This is a genomic window from Falsiroseomonas sp. E2-1-a4, from assembly GCF_051433165.1.
GTDB lineage: Bacteria > Pseudomonadota > Alphaproteobacteria > Acetobacterales > Acetobacteraceae > Falsiroseomonas.
The window spans coordinates 241,660-256,226 of sequence record NZ_JBHMFS010000002.1 but is presented as its reverse complement, the minus strand read 5'-3'; the positions used below and the strand labels follow the sequence as shown (position 1 = coordinate 256,226).

15 protein-coding genes are annotated in these 14,567 nt (G+C 69.6%); 11 read left to right on the top strand and 4 right to left on the bottom strand.

Features of this window, described 5'->3' with window-relative positions; all coding sequences use genetic code 11:
• Positions 1-10: 10 nt before the first annotated feature.
• Both ACFHNC_RS03965 and phnF read right to left on the bottom strand, forming a co-directional pair.
• Positions 11-1,150 carry an alpha-D-ribose 1-methylphosphonate 5-triphosphate diphosphatase gene (locus tag ACFHNC_RS03965; RefSeq protein ID WP_437167912.1) on the bottom strand — a complete coding sequence of 380 codons (1,140 nt, stop codon included), beginning with the start codon at positions 1,148-1,150 and terminating at the stop codon, positions 11-13.
• A gap of 2 nt (positions 1,151-1,152) precedes the next feature.
• Entirely contained in the window at positions 1,153-1,932 is a 780-nt protein-coding gene (phnF, locus tag ACFHNC_RS03960) for a phosphonate metabolism transcriptional regulator PhnF (RefSeq protein WP_437167911.1), read from the bottom strand.
• 127 nt (positions 1,933-2,059) lie between these two features.
• On the opposite strand from phnF, the gene phnG reads away from it, so the two are divergent.
• The 8 genes from phnG to ACFHNC_RS03920 are packed head-to-tail and all read left to right on the top strand — an operon-like array spanning position 2,060 to position 8,299.
• Complete coding sequence (gene phnG / locus ACFHNC_RS03955; protein WP_437167910.1) at positions 2,060-2,527, top strand: phosphonate C-P lyase system protein PhnG; 468 nt, start codon at positions 2,060-2,062, stop codon at positions 2,525-2,527.
• Positions 2,524-3,114: a phosphonate C-P lyase system protein PhnH gene (gene phnH / locus ACFHNC_RS03950; protein ID WP_437167909.1), complete on the top strand. Its 591-nt coding sequence runs from the start codon at positions 2,524-2,526 to the stop codon at positions 3,112-3,114. The genes phnG and phnH overlap by 4 nt, the downstream gene beginning before the upstream one ends.
• Before the next feature lie 3 nt (positions 3,115-3,117).
• Complete coding sequence (locus ACFHNC_RS03945) at positions 3,118-4,203, top strand: carbon-phosphorus lyase complex subunit PhnI (protein ID WP_437167908.1); 1,086 nt, start codon at positions 3,118-3,120, stop codon at positions 4,201-4,203.
• Positions 4,200-5,042, top strand: a complete 843-nt coding sequence (locus tag ACFHNC_RS03940) for an alpha-D-ribose 1-methylphosphonate 5-phosphate C-P-lyase PhnJ (protein WP_437167907.1) — start codon at positions 4,200-4,202, stop codon at positions 5,040-5,042. The genes ACFHNC_RS03945 and ACFHNC_RS03940 overlap by 4 nt, the downstream gene beginning before the upstream one ends.
• Positions 5,039-5,797 (top strand): phosphonate C-P lyase system protein PhnK, encoded by a 759-nt coding sequence (gene phnK / locus ACFHNC_RS03935; RefSeq protein ID WP_437167906.1) that lies wholly within the window; start codon positions 5,039-5,041, stop codon positions 5,795-5,797. The genes ACFHNC_RS03940 and phnK overlap by 4 nt, the downstream gene beginning before the upstream one ends.
• Entirely contained in the window at positions 5,794-6,492 is a 699-nt protein-coding gene (phnL, locus tag ACFHNC_RS03930) for a phosphonate C-P lyase system protein PhnL (protein WP_437167905.1), read from the top strand. Before phnK ends, phnL begins: the two co-directional genes overlap by 4 nt.
• Positions 6,489-7,628 (top strand): alpha-D-ribose 1-methylphosphonate 5-triphosphate diphosphatase, encoded by a 1,140-nt coding sequence (locus ACFHNC_RS03925; protein WP_437167904.1) that lies wholly within the window; start codon positions 6,489-6,491, stop codon positions 7,626-7,628. The genes phnL and ACFHNC_RS03925 overlap by 4 nt, the downstream gene beginning before the upstream one ends.
• Positions 7,628-8,299 carry a DUF1045 domain-containing protein gene (locus tag ACFHNC_RS03920; protein ID WP_437167903.1) on the top strand — a complete coding sequence of 224 codons (672 nt, stop codon included), beginning with the start codon at positions 7,628-7,630 and terminating at the stop codon, positions 8,297-8,299. The genes ACFHNC_RS03925 and ACFHNC_RS03920 overlap by 1 nt, the downstream gene beginning before the upstream one ends.
• Here the strand turns inward: ACFHNC_RS03920 and phnN are convergent.
• The gene (gene phnN / locus ACFHNC_RS03915; RefSeq protein WP_437167902.1) at positions 8,238-8,768 is read right to left on the bottom strand and encodes a phosphonate metabolism protein/1,5-bisphosphokinase (PRPP-forming) PhnN; all 531 of its coding nucleotides are present in this window, start codon (positions 8,766-8,768) and stop codon (positions 8,238-8,240) included. The genes ACFHNC_RS03920 and phnN overlap by 62 nt on opposite strands.
• Before the next feature lie 133 nt (positions 8,769-8,901).
• Here phnN and ACFHNC_RS03910 point away from each other — a divergent pair, with 133 nt between their 5' ends.
• The 3 genes from ACFHNC_RS03910 (at position 8,902) to ACFHNC_RS03900 (ending at position 12,830) form a co-directional block, all read left to right on the top strand.
• Positions 8,902-10,689 carry a gamma-glutamyltransferase family protein gene (locus tag ACFHNC_RS03910; protein WP_437167901.1) on the top strand — a complete coding sequence of 596 codons (1,788 nt, stop codon included), beginning with the start codon at positions 8,902-8,904 and terminating at the stop codon, positions 10,687-10,689.
• 59 nt (positions 10,690-10,748) lie between these two features.
• The gene (locus tag ACFHNC_RS03905) at positions 10,749-11,744 is read left to right on the top strand and encodes a hypothetical protein (RefSeq protein WP_437167900.1); all 996 of its coding nucleotides are present in this window, start codon (positions 10,749-10,751) and stop codon (positions 11,742-11,744) included.
• 117 nt (positions 11,745-11,861) lie between these two features.
• The gene (locus tag ACFHNC_RS03900) at positions 11,862-12,830 is read left to right on the top strand and encodes a Bug family tripartite tricarboxylate transporter substrate binding protein (RefSeq protein WP_437167899.1); all 969 of its coding nucleotides are present in this window, start codon (positions 11,862-11,864) and stop codon (positions 12,828-12,830) included.
• A 21-nt stretch (positions 12,831-12,851) separates the two neighbouring features.
• Here ACFHNC_RS03900 and ACFHNC_RS03895 read toward each other — a convergent pair whose 3' ends face one another.
• Complete coding sequence (locus ACFHNC_RS03895) at positions 12,852-14,549, bottom strand: thiamine pyrophosphate-dependent enzyme (protein ID WP_437167898.1); 1,698 nt, start codon at positions 14,547-14,549, stop codon at positions 12,852-12,854.
• Between the last annotated feature and the right edge of the window lie 18 nt (positions 14,550-14,567).

Here is a 14,567-nt window from a genome sequence, read left to right as displayed (position 1 = left end):
CTCACGCCGGTCAGCCGACCCGCCCCGCCGCCTCCGCCGCCAGCCACGCGAGTTCGCCCTGGCAGAAGGTGGCCAGCGGCGCGCGTCGCGCCAGATCCACCACCACCACATCGCCGCGCAGGCCCGGCGCGATGCGCCCGCGGTCGGTCAGGCCCGCCGCCTCCGCCGGGTTGGCGGACACCAGCGCCCAGGCGCCGGGCAGGTCCAGCACGCCGCGGCCGGCCATGACGAAGGCGGCTTCCAGCATCGCCGGCCAGTAGTAGTCAGACGCCAGGATGGTCACGAGGCCCTGTTCCGCCATCGGCGCGGCCGATCCCCAACCGAGATGGCTACCGCCCCGCACGACATTCGGGGCGCCCATCACGACAGGCTCCCCGGCCTCACGCGCCGCCCGGGCCACCGCCTCGGCCACCGGGAATTCGCAGATGCGCGCGCCGAGGGCGCGGAAGCCGGCGCGGATTTCGGGGGTTGAATCGTCATGGCTGAGCATCGGGATGCCGGCGGCGCGGGCGGCCTCCGCCAGTCGGGCCTGGGCCGCCGGAACCTCCGCCCGCCGCGCCGTGGCGCGCCCGGCCAGCGCGCCGAACTCCGCCACCGAGACGCCGGCGCGCTGGGCATAGGCGGCCGCCTTGGCCGGGTCCGACAGGCGTTTCACGATGTTCGGCGTGTGGTCGTTGAAGGCCAGCAGCGCGACGCGGCCGGCGGCCATGTCGCCAATGACTTCCTCCACCACGTCGAGGTTGTCGGCCTCGAACCGGCAATGGATGCGGATGTCGCAGCCGCCCTGCCCACGCAGCGCCTCCACCGCCGCCAAGGTGGCGCGCCAGGCGGCGATGCCGCGCAGCCCTGGCTCCCAGGACAGGGTCACGCCGAGGCAGGCGGTGGTGATGCCGGCGGCCAGAAGCTGCGTCGCGGAATCGCGCATCGCCAGCGCGGGCGGGAAGCCGATGCCGGGTCGCGGCTGCATCTGCCGCTCATGCGCGTCGCCATGGATGTCCACCAGGCCGGGCAGCACATGCAGCCCGCTGGCATCGAAGTGTCGCGCGGCTGACGGCGCCGTGGCGGCCACCATGCCCTCCGCCAGCGCTACCGGTTCCGGGCGCAGCGCGCCATCCAGCAGGGCATCGCCGCCCTCGATCAGCCAAGCCAAGTTCACGACTCCACGACAAGCTGCGCCCGGCCCGCGGCGTAACGGCCGATGGTCAGGTCCACCACCTCCCCCGCCGGGTCGGTGTTGATGCCCTCCGTCACCAGCACCGGGCGGTTGCGGGATTGCTGCAGCAGTTCCGCCTCCTCCGGCGTCGGCAGGCGGGCGGTGATGCGGGTGATGCGGCGGCGGTAATCCGGCACGCCGCAGGCGGACAGCGCATTGGTGATGGAGGGGTCCGCGCGCAGCAGCTCCGGCAGCCGGCCGAAGCGCGTCGCCGGGAAATGGTGGGTGCCGAGCACCAGCGGCCGGCCATCGGAAAGCGACAGGCGCTCCACCACGATCACGGGTCGGCCGCGCCGGATGCCGAGCTGTTCGGCCAGCCCGGTCTCCGCTGCCATCTCCGCCACCCGCAGGATTCGCCCGCCCGGTTCGCGATTCTGCCGGCGGATGATCTCGGAAAAGCGGGTGCGCGGGCCGAGGCTGTAATCCACCACATCCTCGGCCACGAAGCTGCCGCGGCCCTGCTCGATGCGGACCAGGCCGCGGCCCTCCAGCTCCTCCATCGCGCGGCGCACGGTGTGGCGGTTGACGTTGTACTGGCCGGCGAGGTCAGCCTCCGTCGGCAGGCGGCCGCCGGGGGCGTAGGTGCCGCCCGCGATGTCGCGCTCCAGCCGCTGGGCGATCTGCCGCCACAGCGCGACACCCTGGCCCCGGGCTAGAAGACCCCCGGGGAGCAGACCGCTGGCGGGCAGGGCTTCGGGCGCATTCGGGTCGTCCGTCATGAATGGGGATGGCCCCTTGCTGGCTGGTTCGTCATCTAAAATTCAAACCCCTCCCGGTCGCCTTGTGCGAGTTTTGCTTGACCTTATCGGGGCGGATGACTAGTTGTCTATACAAATCGAGCATCCCATGACCGAAAAACCCCCAAGCCCCCTTCCCGATCTTCCCGAACGCCGGCGCTGGATGTCCATCCTGGCCCGCGCCCAGGCCGAGGACATCGCCGCGCGGCTGGAACCCCTGCCCGGCCTGCCGCAGCACAGCCGCCTGCGGGGGCCGGAGACCGGGCTGGTGATGGTGCGCGGCCGCGCCGGCGGGGATGGCGCGCCCTTCAACCTGGGTGAGATGACCGTCACGCGCTGCGCGGTGCGGCTGGCCGATGGCACGGTGGGGCATGGCTATGTCGCCGGTCGTGATACGCGCCAGGCCGAACTGGCCGCGCTGCTGGATGCGCTGATGCAGGACCCGGCGCGCGCCCCCGTGCTGGAGGCGGCGGTGATCGCGCCGCTGGAACGTGCCCAGGCCGAGCGTCGCGCTGGCCAGGCCCGGAAGGCCGCGGCAACGCGTGTGGAGTTCTTCACCATGACCCAGATGCGATGAGCATGAACGCCCTGGGCGCCTCCGGCACCACCTTCCCCGGCTTCGCCGACCCTGTGCTGGACGCCCAGGCCAGCTTCCGCGCCGTGCTCCAGGCGATGAGCCGCCCCGGCCAGGTGCAGCGCGTGCCGAACCTGCCCGAATTGCCGCCGGGCCTGTCCCCCGCCGCCGCCGCCGTGCTGCTGACCCTGGTGGATGCCGAGACACGGCTTTGCCTTCATGCCGGCCCCGAAGCCGAGGCCTGGGCGCGCTTTCATTGCGGCGCGCCGCTGGTGGCAGCCGGTGCCGCGCAGTTCGTGCTGGACCCCGCGGCCGGGCTGCTGGCGCTCGATCCGGGCAATGAGGAGGAGCCGGAGCGCGGTACAACGCTGATCCTGGACGTCACCACGCTGGAAGAAGGCCGCGGCTGGCGACTGAGAGGGCCGGGCATCCGGGACGAACACCGCCTGAAGGTCACCGGCGCGCCCGAAAACTTCGTGGCCGACTGGGCCGCGAACCGCGCCCGGACACCCTGCGGGGTGGATGTGATCCTTTGCGCGGGCAATGCCATCGCCGCCCTGCCGCGCAGCGTCGCGATCGAGGAAGGCTGAGCCATGTATGTCGCGACCAAGGGCGGTGAGCGGGCGATCGGCGCCGCCCATGCGTGGCTGGACGAGACCCGCCGTGGCGACCCTGCGCTGCCGGAACTGACGGCGGCGCAGGTGGAGGCGCAGCTTGGCCTGGCGGTAGACCGGGTGATGGCGGAGGGGTCCTGCCACGATCGGGGCCTGGCCGCGCTGGCGGTGAAGCAGTCCCGCGGCGATCTCATCGAGGCCGCCTTCCTGCTGCGCGCCTATCGCACCACCCTGCCCCGCTTCGGCGCCAGTGCGCCGCTCGACACCGACGCCATGGCCATCCAGCGCCGCATCAGCGCCACCTACAAGGATCTGCCCGGCGGCCAGGTGCTCGGCCCGACCTTCGACTACACCCACCGCCTGCTGGATTTTTCCCTGGCTGCCGCGGGCCATGTGCAAAGCGGGACGCCCGAGGCGGCGGCCAGCAACGAACCCACGCCGCGCGTCACCGAGATGCTGGCGCGCGAAGGGCTCATGCAGCGCGAGACAAGCAGCGACGCGGAGCCGGGCGATTTGACCCGGGAGCCCCTCGCCTTCCCCGCCGACCGGTCCCTGCGCTTGCAGGCGCTGGCGCGGGGCGATGAGGGATTTCTGCTGTCGCTCGGTTATTCGACCCAGCGCGGCTACGGCAATAACCACCCCTTCGTCGGCGAAATCCGCATGGGCGAGGTGGCGGTTGGTTTCACGCCGCCGGAGCTCGGCTTCGAGATCGACCTCGGCGACATCACCGTCACCGAATGCCAGATGGTGAACCAGTTCAAGGGCAGCCGGACGGAGCCGCCTCAATTCACCCGCGGCTACGGCCTGGTCTTCGGTCATGGCGAGCGCAAGGCGATGTCCATGGCGCTGGTCGATCGGTCCCTGCGCGCGGCGGAACTGGGCGAGGCGGCGGAGGCCCCGGCGCAGCAGCAGGAATTCGTGCTGTCGCATTGCGACAATGTCGAAGCCACCGGCTTCGTCGAACATCTGAAGCTGCCGCACTACGTCGATTTCCAGTCGGAGCTCGAGAACGTCCGGACGATGCGCGAAAGCGTTGGGCGGGCATCCGTGGAGGTGCCCAAGTGAGCGGCTACAACTTCGCCTATCTGGATGAGAGCACAAAGCGGATGATCCGCCGTGCCATCCTGAAGGCCGTCGCCATCCCCGGTCACCAGGTGCCCTTCGGCTCGCGCGAGATGCCGCTGCCCTATGGCTGGGGCACGGGCGGCATCCAGGTGACGGCGGCGGTGCTCGGCCCCACCGATGTGCTGAAGGTGATTGACCAGGGCAGCGACGACACCACCAATGCCGTCTCCATCCGCGCCTTCTTTCGCCGTACCGCGGGCGTTGCCACCACGGAAAGCACCGAAGCCGCCACCATCATCCAGACCCGCCACCGCATCCCCGAACGCAAGCTGCGGGAAGATCAGATCCTGGTCTACCAGGTGCCGATCCCGGAGCCGCTCGGCCGGCTGGAGCCGCGCATCGCGGAAACGCGGCGGATGCACGCCATGGCCGATTACGGGCTGATGCATGTGAAGCTCTACGAGGACATCGCCCGCCACGGCCACATCGCCACCAGCTACAGCTATCCGGTGATGGTCAATGGCCGCTACTTGATGTCGCCTTCCCCGATCCCGGCCTTCGACAATCCGAAGATGGACCAGATGCCGGCGCTGCAATTGTTCGGTGCGGGGCGGGAAAAGCGCATCTATGCGGTGCCGCCTTATACATCCGTGAAGAGCCTGGATTTCGACGACCACCCGTTCCGGCCCATCCGCGCGCCGCATTCATGCGAGCTGTGCGGGTCGCGCGACACCTATCTGGATGAGGTGCTGACGGATGATGTGGGTGGGCGAATCTTCGTCTGCTCGGACACGGATTTCTGTGCCGAGCGGCAGGCTGTGAAGGCGGCGGCGGAATGAGCACCCCCCTTCTCACCGCGCGGGACCTGACCCTCCGCTTCGGCCGCATCGCCGCGCTAGATGGCGTGGACCTCGAGATCCATCCCGGCGAGGTGGTCGCCATCGTCGGCGAATCCGGCAGCGGCAAGACCACCTTGCTGCGCGTGCTCTCCGGCCTGATGCGCCCGGATGCGGGCGAGGTGTCCTATCTCGGCCAGGACGTGCTCGGCATGTCGGAGGCCGCGCGCCGCCGCCTGATGCGGACCGAATGGGGTTTCGTGCATCAGAACCCGCGCGACGGGCTGCGCATGGCGGTCTCCGCCGGTGGCAATATCGGCGAGCGGCTGATGGCGACCGGCGCCCGCCACTACGGCAACATCCGCGACCAGGCCGCCCATTGGCTGACCCGCGTGGAGATCGACCCGGCGCGGATGGATGAGGTGCCAGCCAAATTCTCGGGCGGCATGCAGCAGCGCCTGCAGATCGCAAGAACGCTGGTGACACTCCCAAAACTGGTCTTCATGGATGAGCCAACCGGCGGCCTCGATGTCTCGGTCCAGGCAAGGCTGCTGGACCTCATCCGTGCCCTGGTTGCCGATCTCGGCCTTGCCGTGCTGATCGTGACGCATGACATCGCCGCAGCGCGCCTGCTGGCGCATCGGATGCTGGTGATGCGGCACGGCGTGGTGGTGGAAAGCGGGCTGACGGATCGCGTGCTGGACGACCCGCAGCACCCCTACACGCAGCTTCTGGTCAGTTCGGTGCTGGCGGCATGAGTGTTTCCTTAGCCACCGAGGGCCTGTCCAAGGCCTTTCGCCTCCACCTGCAAGGCGATGTCCGCATCCCCGTCCTCGCCGATGTGGATTTCGAGGTGCGCCCCGGCGAATGCGTGGCGCTGACGGGGCCTTCGGGCGCCGGCAAATCCACGCTGATGCGCTGCCTCTATGGCAATTACGGCGCCGGTTCGGGGCGCATCCTTATCCGCCACCGCGGCGAGCTGGTCGATCTCGCCGCTGCCGATCCGATGCTGGTGCGGGAGATACGGCGGGAGACGCTGGGCTATGTCTCCCAGTTCTTGCGCGTCATTCCCCGCATCGGCGCCCGCGACATTGTGGCGGAGCCGCTGCGCGCCCGTGGCGTGCCGGCCGAACAGGCGCTGGCGCGCGCCACGGAACTGCTGACCCGTCTCAACCTGCCGCCCCGCCTGCACGGCCTGCCGCCCGCCACCTTCTCCGGCGGGGAGCAGCAGCGTATCAACCTGGCGCGCGGCTTCGCCGCGGACTATCCCGTGCTGCTGCTCGATGAGCCGACCGCCAGCCTCGACCCGGTGAACCGCCAGGTGGTCGTCAAGTTGATCGCCGAGGCCAAGGCCCGTGGCGCGGCGCTGATCGGCATCTTCCACGACACCGAAATCCGCGAGCAGGTGGCCGATCGCCTGTTCGAAGTTTTGCCAATCCAGGACGCCGCATGACCTCCGAGATGATTCTGACCAACGCCCTGCTGGTTCTGCCGGGCGAGGTTCTGCCCGGCACGCTGGTGATCCGTGGCGACCGCATCGCAGAGATCCAGCCCGGCCGAAGCCACGCCCCCGGCGCCATCGACCTCGATGGCGACCATCTGATCCCCGGCATCGTCGATGTGCATACGGACAATCTGGAACGCCAGGTACAGCCGCGCGCCACGGCGCGCTGGCCCTCGCGGTCGGCCATGCTGGCGCATGACAGCCAGACGGCGGCCGCCGGCGTGACCACGGTGCTGGATGCGCTGTGCCTCGGCGATCTCGGCTTCGATGTCGGCCGCACCCAGACCTTCGTGGAGGGCATGAAGGATCTGGACGCGCTGACCGGCACCGGCCTGCTGAAATCCGACCACTTCCTGCATCTGCGCTGCGAAATCCCCGCTTCCGACATGCAGGAACTGGTGGAGATGGCCGCTGACCATCCGCTGGTCCGCATGGTCAGCCTGATGGACCACTCCCCCGGCATCGGCCAGTACCGGGACATGGAGCGCTACCGGCAGATGCGCATCCGCGGCGGCAAGACGCCGGAGCAGGTGGAACAGCGCATCACCGAATTGCTGGAGCAGCGCGCCAGGCTGCTGGAGCCGAACCGCCGCTGGCTGCTGGACCGCGTGGCCTACCGCAACCTTCCACTGGCCAGCCACGACGATGACAGCCCCGAAGGCATCGCGCGCAATGCAGCCGATGGCATCATGATCAGCGAATTCCCGGTGACGCTGGAGGCCGCCCAGGCCGCGAAGAAGCTGGGTGTGCAGGTGATTGCCGGCGCGCCCAACATCGTCCGCGGCGGCAGCCATTCGGGCAATGTCGCCGTCTCCGACCTGATGCACGACCAGGCGGTGGATGTGCTGGCCAGCGACTATGTGCCGCCCGCGATGGTGGAGGCCGCCTGGCTCGCCGCCGGCCAGGGCCACACGACGCTGCCGGCCGCCATCGCGATGATCACGGACACCGCCGCGCGGATGGCGGGGTTCCACGATCGTGGGCGCCTGGAGGCCGGGCTGCGCGCCGATCTGGTGCAGATCCGCCCGCATGAGGGCCATGCCGTGGTGCGGAAGGTGTGGCGCGCTGGGGAGCGGATCGCCTGATGCGCGCCGGAATCTACTGGGCGCCGCGCCTCGAAGACCCGCTGCACAAGCTCGGCTCGCAGTGGCTGGGCCGGGATACCGAGACCGGCGCCACCCTGGCGCAGCCCGCCCTGCCCGGCCTGGATATCGCGGAGATCACGGCGACCGCGCGCATCTACGGCCTGCATGGCACGATGAAGCCGCCCTTCCGCATCGCCACCAGCTATGCCGCGCTGCGCCAGGACGCGATGGCGCTGGCGCTGCGAACCCGGCCCTTCGCCCTGCCGCCGCTGCATCTGGGCGAACATCAAGGCTTCCTGGCGCTGCTGGAAACGGAACCTTCGGCGGAGTTCCAGGCGCTGTGCAATGCCTGCGTCGCCGGGCTCGATGCGCATCGCGTGCCGCCGACGGAAGACGAGATCGCCCGCCGCAAGCCCGAACGCATGACGGAACGGCAGCGGGAAAACCTGCACCGCTGGGGCTATCACTATGTCTTCGAGGAGTGGTGGTTCCACGTCACCCTCAGCCGCCGGCTGAACGCGGCGGAGTTGGCCGTGGTTCGCCCGGCGCTGGCCGCGCATCTGGGCGATGTGCCGGCCCTGCCGCGCCGGGTGACGGAGATCTGCCTGTTCACCCAGGCGGGGCCAGCTGCGCCCTTCCTGCTGGCCGAGCGTCTGCCGCTGCTCGGTTGAGGGCGGCCAGCACGCGCGCCACGCCCTGTTCCACGCTGCCGTCATTCTGCACGGTCTCCACCTGCAGGTCGGCGGGCAGTCCGGCCTCCCGCGCCAGGCGGGCCTCGATATCGGCGGCCGATTCGCGGCCGCGGGCGGCCAGCCGCGCCGCCAGCACGGATGGCGGCGCGGTGATGTTCAGGATGCGGATCGGGTAGCGCGCCGCGGCCTCCGCCAGCACGGTGCGGGACAGGTTGGCCACCACGACGCGACCTTCCGCCATCGCCACCTCCATGGCGGAAGGGATGCCGTAGAGCAGGCCATGCGCCTCCCACCACAGGGCGAAGCCGCCTTCCTGCTCCATCCGGCGGAATTCCGCGACGCTGATCGGGAAGTGGTTTTCTCCGCCCGCCTCGGCGGGACGGGTGATATGGCGGCGGGCGAAGATGAAACGGGTATCGCGCGCCAGCAGCAGCCGGGCGGCTTCCATCAACGTATCCTTGCCCGCCCCGGAGGGCCCGACCACCGGTACCAGCATTCTTGTCCCGCACCGCAATATTGACCGTGACGCTTCTGCCTGCGCCTATCGCCAGCCTCAAGCCGCCAGACGGAAAAACCCGCAGATGTTCACGACGCGCCCCGAAATCGCCGGCACTTTCGGTGTCGTCGCCTCCACCCACTGGATCGCCTCGCAGGTCGGCATGGCGGTTCTGGAGCGCGGCGGCAATGCCTTTGATGCGGCAGTGGCCGCGGGCTTCACCTTGCAGGTGGCGGAACCCCACCTGAACGGCCCGGGCGGCGACTGCCCGATCATCATCCACGACGCCAAGGCCGGCGCCCAGCGCGTGATCTGCGGCCAGGGCGTGGCGCCGGCCGGGCTGAGCGTGGCGTATGTGAAGGGCGAGCTGGGGCTGGACCTCATCCCCGGCACCGGCTTCCTGCCCGCCATGGTGCCTGGCGCCTTCGATGCCTGGGCGCTGATGCTGCGCGACTACGGCACTTGGTCACTGCGCGATGTGCTGTCCTACGCCATCGGCTACGCGCATCGCGGCATCCACTACGTGCCGCGCGTGGTCGCCACGCTGAACACGGTGAAGCCGCTGTTCGAAACCGAATGGCCGACCAGCGCGGAAATCTGGCTGCGGAACGGCGGCCCGGTTGCCGGCGGCCTTTACGCCAACCCGACATTGGGGAAAACGTGGGAGCGTGTGCTGCGGGAGGCGGAGGCGGCTGGCCATGACCGCGTCGCGCAGATCGATGCGGCGCGCAACGCCTGGTATGGCGGCTTCGTCGCCGAGGCGATCGGGGAATTCTTCGCCAAGGAGGCGCTGCTCGATGCCTCCGGTGAGCGGCACAAGGGCGTGCTGACGGCGCATGACATGTCCCATTGGCGCGCCAGCCAGGAAGCCCCGCTGCGGCGCGACTATCGCGGCCACACTGTGCTGAAATGCGGCGTCTGGAGCCAGGGGCCGGCGATGCTGCAGACGCTGGCGCTGCTGGAAGGCTTCGACCTGGCGGGGATGGACCCGCTGGGCGAGCAATATGCCCACACCGTCATCGAATGCATGAAGCTGGCCTTCGCGGACCGCGAGGCCTTCTACGGCGACCCGGATTTCGTCGATGTGCCGATCCACCATCTGCTGTCCGACGACTACGCCGCGGAACGCCGCAAGCTGGTGGGCGAGGCCGCAAGCCTCGACCTCCGCCCTGGCACCCTGCCCGGCATGGCAACCCCCTGGGTTGATCATGACGCGGTCAGCCGGATGGAATTGCTGACCCGCGCGCCCGGTGCCGGCGAGCCCACCGTGGCCCGCCTCGGCGTCTCGGGCGCGGATACCTGCCACATCGACGTCATCGACAGCCAGGGCAACATGGTCTCCGCCACACCCTCCGGCGGCTGGTTCCAGTCTTCCCCGGCGGTGCCAGGCCTGGGCTTCTGCCTCGGCACCCGCGGGCAGATGTTCTGGCTGGACGAGAACCTGCCGAACGGGCTGAAGCCGGGCAAGCGGCCGCGCACCACCCTGTCGCCGGCCATGGCGCTGAAGGATGGCCGCCCCTGGCTGAGCTTCGGCACGCCGGGCGGCGAGCAGCAGGACCAGTGGCAGCCCATCATGTTCACCCGCATGGTGGACCACGCCATGGGCATCCAGCAGGCGATCGACGCGCCCGCCTTCCACACCGAACACTGGCCGAGCAGCTTCTGGCCGCGCGTTGCCCGCCCCGGCAAGGTGGTGCTGGAAGGCCGCTATGCGCCGGAAGTCGCCCGCCTGCTGACCGCGCGCGGCCATCTGGTGGATGTCGGCGGCGATTGGTCCGAGGGAAGGCTGACCGGCGCGCGGCAGGAGGCGGATGGGCAGTTGTTCGCAGGCGCCAATCCGCGCGGCATGCAGGGCTACGCCGTCGGGCGATGACCACACCGCCACCAGCCTCCGGCCGTGGCAGGACAGTACGCCTTTTCGTTCATGTGGGGATGGGCAAGACCGGCTCCTCCTCGATCCAGGAGACGCTGAAAGCCGGGCGGGCGGCGCTGTGGGAACGCGGCGTCGCCTATCTCGGACTGATGCTGGAATATGCCGGGCCGCAGCGCTGCGCCTGGCAGTCCCCCACCGGCTCCGACGCCTTCTTCACCGCCTCCGACCCGGCGGCGCAGAGCGAGGCGCTGTACGGTCTGCTGGTGGAGGCGCTGGACGCCCTCAGCGAGGCAGGCATCGTCCAGGCGATCTGGTCGAATGAATGGATCTTCAAGCGTTCCGCCTTCGTCCTGCCGGCGCTGCGGAGGCTGCGGGCGGAAGGCTATGACATCCGCATCGTCTGCTACCTGCGCCGCATCGATGGCTGGATGCGCAGCGCCTATGTCCAGTGGGGCATCAAGGAGAAGTCGAACCGGGGCCCGGTGCAGCCCTTCGGGCAGTGGGCGCGCCACCGCAGCTTCGCCCTGCGGGAAGATGCGGAGATCTGGGCCGAGGCCTTCGGCCCTCGCCTGTTGCTGCGAAATTTCGACGCCATCCCGGATGTGGTGACGGATTTCCTGCAGGAATTCGCAGTCGAGGCCGGGCTGCAACGCGTGCGGGACAATGACCGACCCTACGCCAGCCTGCTGGCCGCCTGGCTGGCCTTCAACTCGGGCTTCACCGAGCCGGTGCGCGCTTCCCGCTTCACCGAGGCGTGGCGCCACACCGGCCTGCTGCAAGCCCCGCCCCTGGTGCCGCGGCTTGAAGATGTGATGCCCAGCGCCGCCGACCTCGCGGCGATCCGCGAGACCTACGCCGCCGACACCGCGGCGCTGAACACCATGCTGGAAGCCCAGGGCCAGCAGCCCTTCGATCTCACCCAGCCGCTGCGCGAGGCGCCATTGCCCTCGGAGGCGGAGATGCAGGCCATGCTGTTGCGCATGGTCTTCACCCTGCAGCAGGAGGTGGAGGAGCTGCGCCGCACGGTGGCCGGGTTGCAACGCGGCACTGGGTGAGCTTCGGGCGACATGCAGGGCGACGCGGTCGGGCCATGACGGCGGGCGTTAACGCTTGCGGTCGGCCTCGTTCTTGCATTGAATTGACCAGTTCCATGCCGTTCCGGAGTCCGCCCGATGATCCGCCGTCGTCACCTGCCCGCCATCGCGGCAGGGTTGCTCGCCACGCCTGCACTCGCCCAGGCACCTTGGCCCTCGCGCCAGATCCGATTGGTGGTTCCCTACCCGCCTGGCGGCGCCAGCGACATCTCCGGGCGCCTGCAGGCGCAGGCGCTGACCGAAGGGCTCGGCGTGCAGGTGGTGGTGGAAAACCGCTCCGGCGCCGGCGGCACCATCGGCACGGCGCATGTCGCGCAATCGGCGCCGGATGGCTACACGGTGATGATGGCCAGCCCGTCTTCCCACCTCGGCGCGCCGCTGCTGTTCAAGACGCCGGGCTATGAGGGGGTGGATGATTTCACCTCCATCGCCAGCTTCGCCACCGGCACGGCCATGGTCTGCGTGCATCCGGGCCTGCCGGTGCGGAACATCCAGGAACTGGTGGCCTATGCGAAGGCCAATCCGGGCAAGCTGAACTACGGCTCCGCCGGTGCCGGTGGCGCCAACCACATGCTCGGCGTGCTGTTCATGCAGCGCACGGGGACGGAGCTGACGCATGTGCCCTATCGCGGCGCGGCGCCGGCCCTGGCGGACCTCATCGCCGGCAACATCCAGCTGGTGTTCGACAGCTATTCCGGCGTCATCGGCACCGTCCGCGCCGGCCAGGTGCGGGCGCTGGCGGTGACCAACGCGACGCGCTGGCCGTTGGCCCCCGAATACCCGACCGTGCAGGAACAGGGCGTGCCGAATTACGACCTGCCCAGCTTCTCCGCCGTGATGGGTCCGAAGGGCATTCCGGAGCCGATCGTGGCGCGCATGAACGCCGCCATCAACGAAGGCCTGAAGAAGCCGGCGATGATCGAGCGCCTGGCCGCCAACGGCAACGCGCCCTACCCCAGCACGCCGGCGGAATTCGCGGCGCTGATGCGGGCGCAGCGCAGCCTGTGGCAGGAACTGGTGCGCTCAACCGGGCTGCAGCCGGAATAGGCGGCAGACCGGTTTCGGGCGTCAGGCCTTGGTGGCCTGCGCCCGAAGCTGCGCGATGGTGGCGCGGTTGGTCACCTGTTCCGGGTTCGTGCGGATCTCGATGATCGCCGCCTTGCCGCTCGCCTTGGCGCGCTGGAAGGCGGGCACGAGCTCATCGGTCGTCTCCACCACCTCGCCATGGCCGCCGAAGGCCTCGATGAAGCGGGAGAAGTCCGGGTTGGTCAGCTTGGTGCCGGAGACGCGGCCCGGATAGGTGCGCTCCTGGTACATGCGGATGGTGCCGTACATGCCGTTGTTGAACACCAGGATGATCGGCGCCACGCCATGGTGGAAGCAGGTCGCCATCTCCTGCCCCGTCATCAGCGCACCGCCATCGCCGACGAAGCAGACCACCGTTCGGTCCGGATGCGTGATGGCCGCACCGATGGCGGCGGGAATGCCGTAGCCCATCGCGCCATTGGTCGGGCCGAGGAAATCCTGGCCCTCCCGCACATGCATGAAGCGGTTCGGCCAGGTGGCGAAATTGCCGGCGTCCGAGGTGTAGATGATATCCGCCGGCAGCACCTTCTCCAGTTCCTGCAGGGCGACGGCCAGGTTCAGCGGGCCGTCATAGCTCGGCGGCTTGGCCTGAGCCTCCCGCGCCGCGCGCACATCCTTGCGCCAGGCGCCCCAGCGCGGCTGGGCGATGCGCGGCAGGGCGGCGGCGGCGGCGGCAAAGGCGTTGACATCGGCGGTGATGCCCAGCGCCACGCGATGCACCCGGCCGATCTCGGCCTGGTCCTGGTGCACCTGGATGATCGGCTGGCGCCCGGCGAAGTCGAACAGCGTGTAGCCCTGGCTCACCGGCTCACCCAGGCGGGTGCCGAAGGCCAGAATCAGGTCGGATTCGCGTGCCTTCGCCACCAGCCCGGCATCGGCGCCGACGCCGAGATCGCCCGCATAATGGGCAGAGGTGCCATCGAACAGGCCCATGCGGCGGAAGGACACCGCCACGGGAATGTCGTTGCCGACCAGGAAGTCGCGGATGGCGGCGCGGCCCTCGGCGGTCCAACCGCTGCCGCCGAGGATCGCCAGCGGGCGCTCCGCGCGGCCCAGCATATCCATCATCCGGTCGAGCGCCGCGGGGGCCGGATGGGCCGGCATCACGGCGCCCGGGCCGATATCCGGCACGCTGGCCAGGTGCTTCTGCATTTCTTCGGACAATGCCACCACCACGGGGCCGGGGCGGCCGCTGGTCGCGACGTCGAAGGCGTGCGCCATCAGCTCGGGGATGCGCGCCGCCTCGTCGATCTGCGTAACCCATTTGGCGATGGGGCCGAAGAAGCGGCGGTAATCCACTTCCTGGAAGGTCTCGCGATCCGTCTCGTTCATGGGAATCTGGCCGACCAGCAGCACCAGCGGGGTGCTGTCCTGGAAGGCGACATGGACGCCGATGGCGGCATGGCAGGCGCCGGGGCCGCGGGTGACGATGGCGACGCCGGCCTTGCCGGTCAGCTTGCCATGGGCTTCGGCCATATGCACGGCGCCGGCCTCGAAGCGGCAGGTCACCAGCTCGATGCGGTTGCGCTGGTTGTACAGGCCATCCAGCAGATCGAGGTAGCTTTCGCCCGGCACGGCGAAGACATGCGTCGCGCCATTGGCAACCAGCGCATCGGCCAGAAGCTGCCCGCCGGTGCGGGCCTCGATGCCCGTGGATTTCTGTGCTGCCGCATGCGCCATGCCGGACTCTCCCGTGAT

Coding starts and splice junctions, on each gene's coding strand:
- phnH (WP_437167909.1), top strand. CDS start 2,524: ATGAGCATGAACGCCCTGGGCGCCTCCGGCACCACCTTCCCCGGCTTC.
- ACFHNC_RS03920 (WP_437167903.1), top strand. CDS start 7,628: ATGCGCGCCGGAATCTACTGGGCGCCGCGCCTCGAAGACCCGCTGCAC.
- ACFHNC_RS03910 (WP_437167901.1), top strand. CDS start 8,902: ATGTTCACGACGCGCCCCGAAATCGCCGGCACTTTCGGTGTCGTCGCC.
- ACFHNC_RS03900 (WP_437167899.1), top strand. CDS start 11,862: ATGATCCGCCGTCGTCACCTGCCCGCCATCGCGGCAGGGTTGCTCGCC.
- phnF (WP_437167911.1), bottom strand. CDS start 1,932: ATGACGGACGACCCGAATGCGCCCGAAGCCCTGCCCGCCAGCGGTCTG.
- phnN (WP_437167902.1), bottom strand. CDS start 8,768: ATGGAAGCCGCCCGGCTGCTGCTGGCGCGCGATACCCGTTTCATCTTC.
- phnK (WP_437167906.1), top strand. CDS start 5,039: ATGAGCACCCCCCTTCTCACCGCGCGGGACCTGACCCTCCGCTTCGGC.
- ACFHNC_RS03945 (WP_437167908.1), top strand. CDS start 3,118: ATGTATGTCGCGACCAAGGGCGGTGAGCGGGCGATCGGCGCCGCCCAT.
- ACFHNC_RS03925 (WP_437167904.1), top strand. CDS start 6,489: ATGACCTCCGAGATGATTCTGACCAACGCCCTGCTGGTTCTGCCGGGC.
- phnL (WP_437167905.1), top strand. CDS start 5,794: ATGAGTGTTTCCTTAGCCACCGAGGGCCTGTCCAAGGCCTTTCGCCTC.
- ACFHNC_RS03905 (WP_437167900.1), top strand. CDS start 10,749: ATGGGCAAGACCGGCTCCTCCTCGATCCAGGAGACGCTGAAAGCCGGG.
- phnG (WP_437167910.1), top strand. CDS start 2,060: ATGACCGAAAAACCCCCAAGCCCCCTTCCCGATCTTCCCGAACGCCGG.
- ACFHNC_RS03895 (WP_437167898.1), bottom strand. CDS start 14,549: ATGGCGCATGCGGCAGCACAGAAATCCACGGGCATCGAGGCCCGCACC.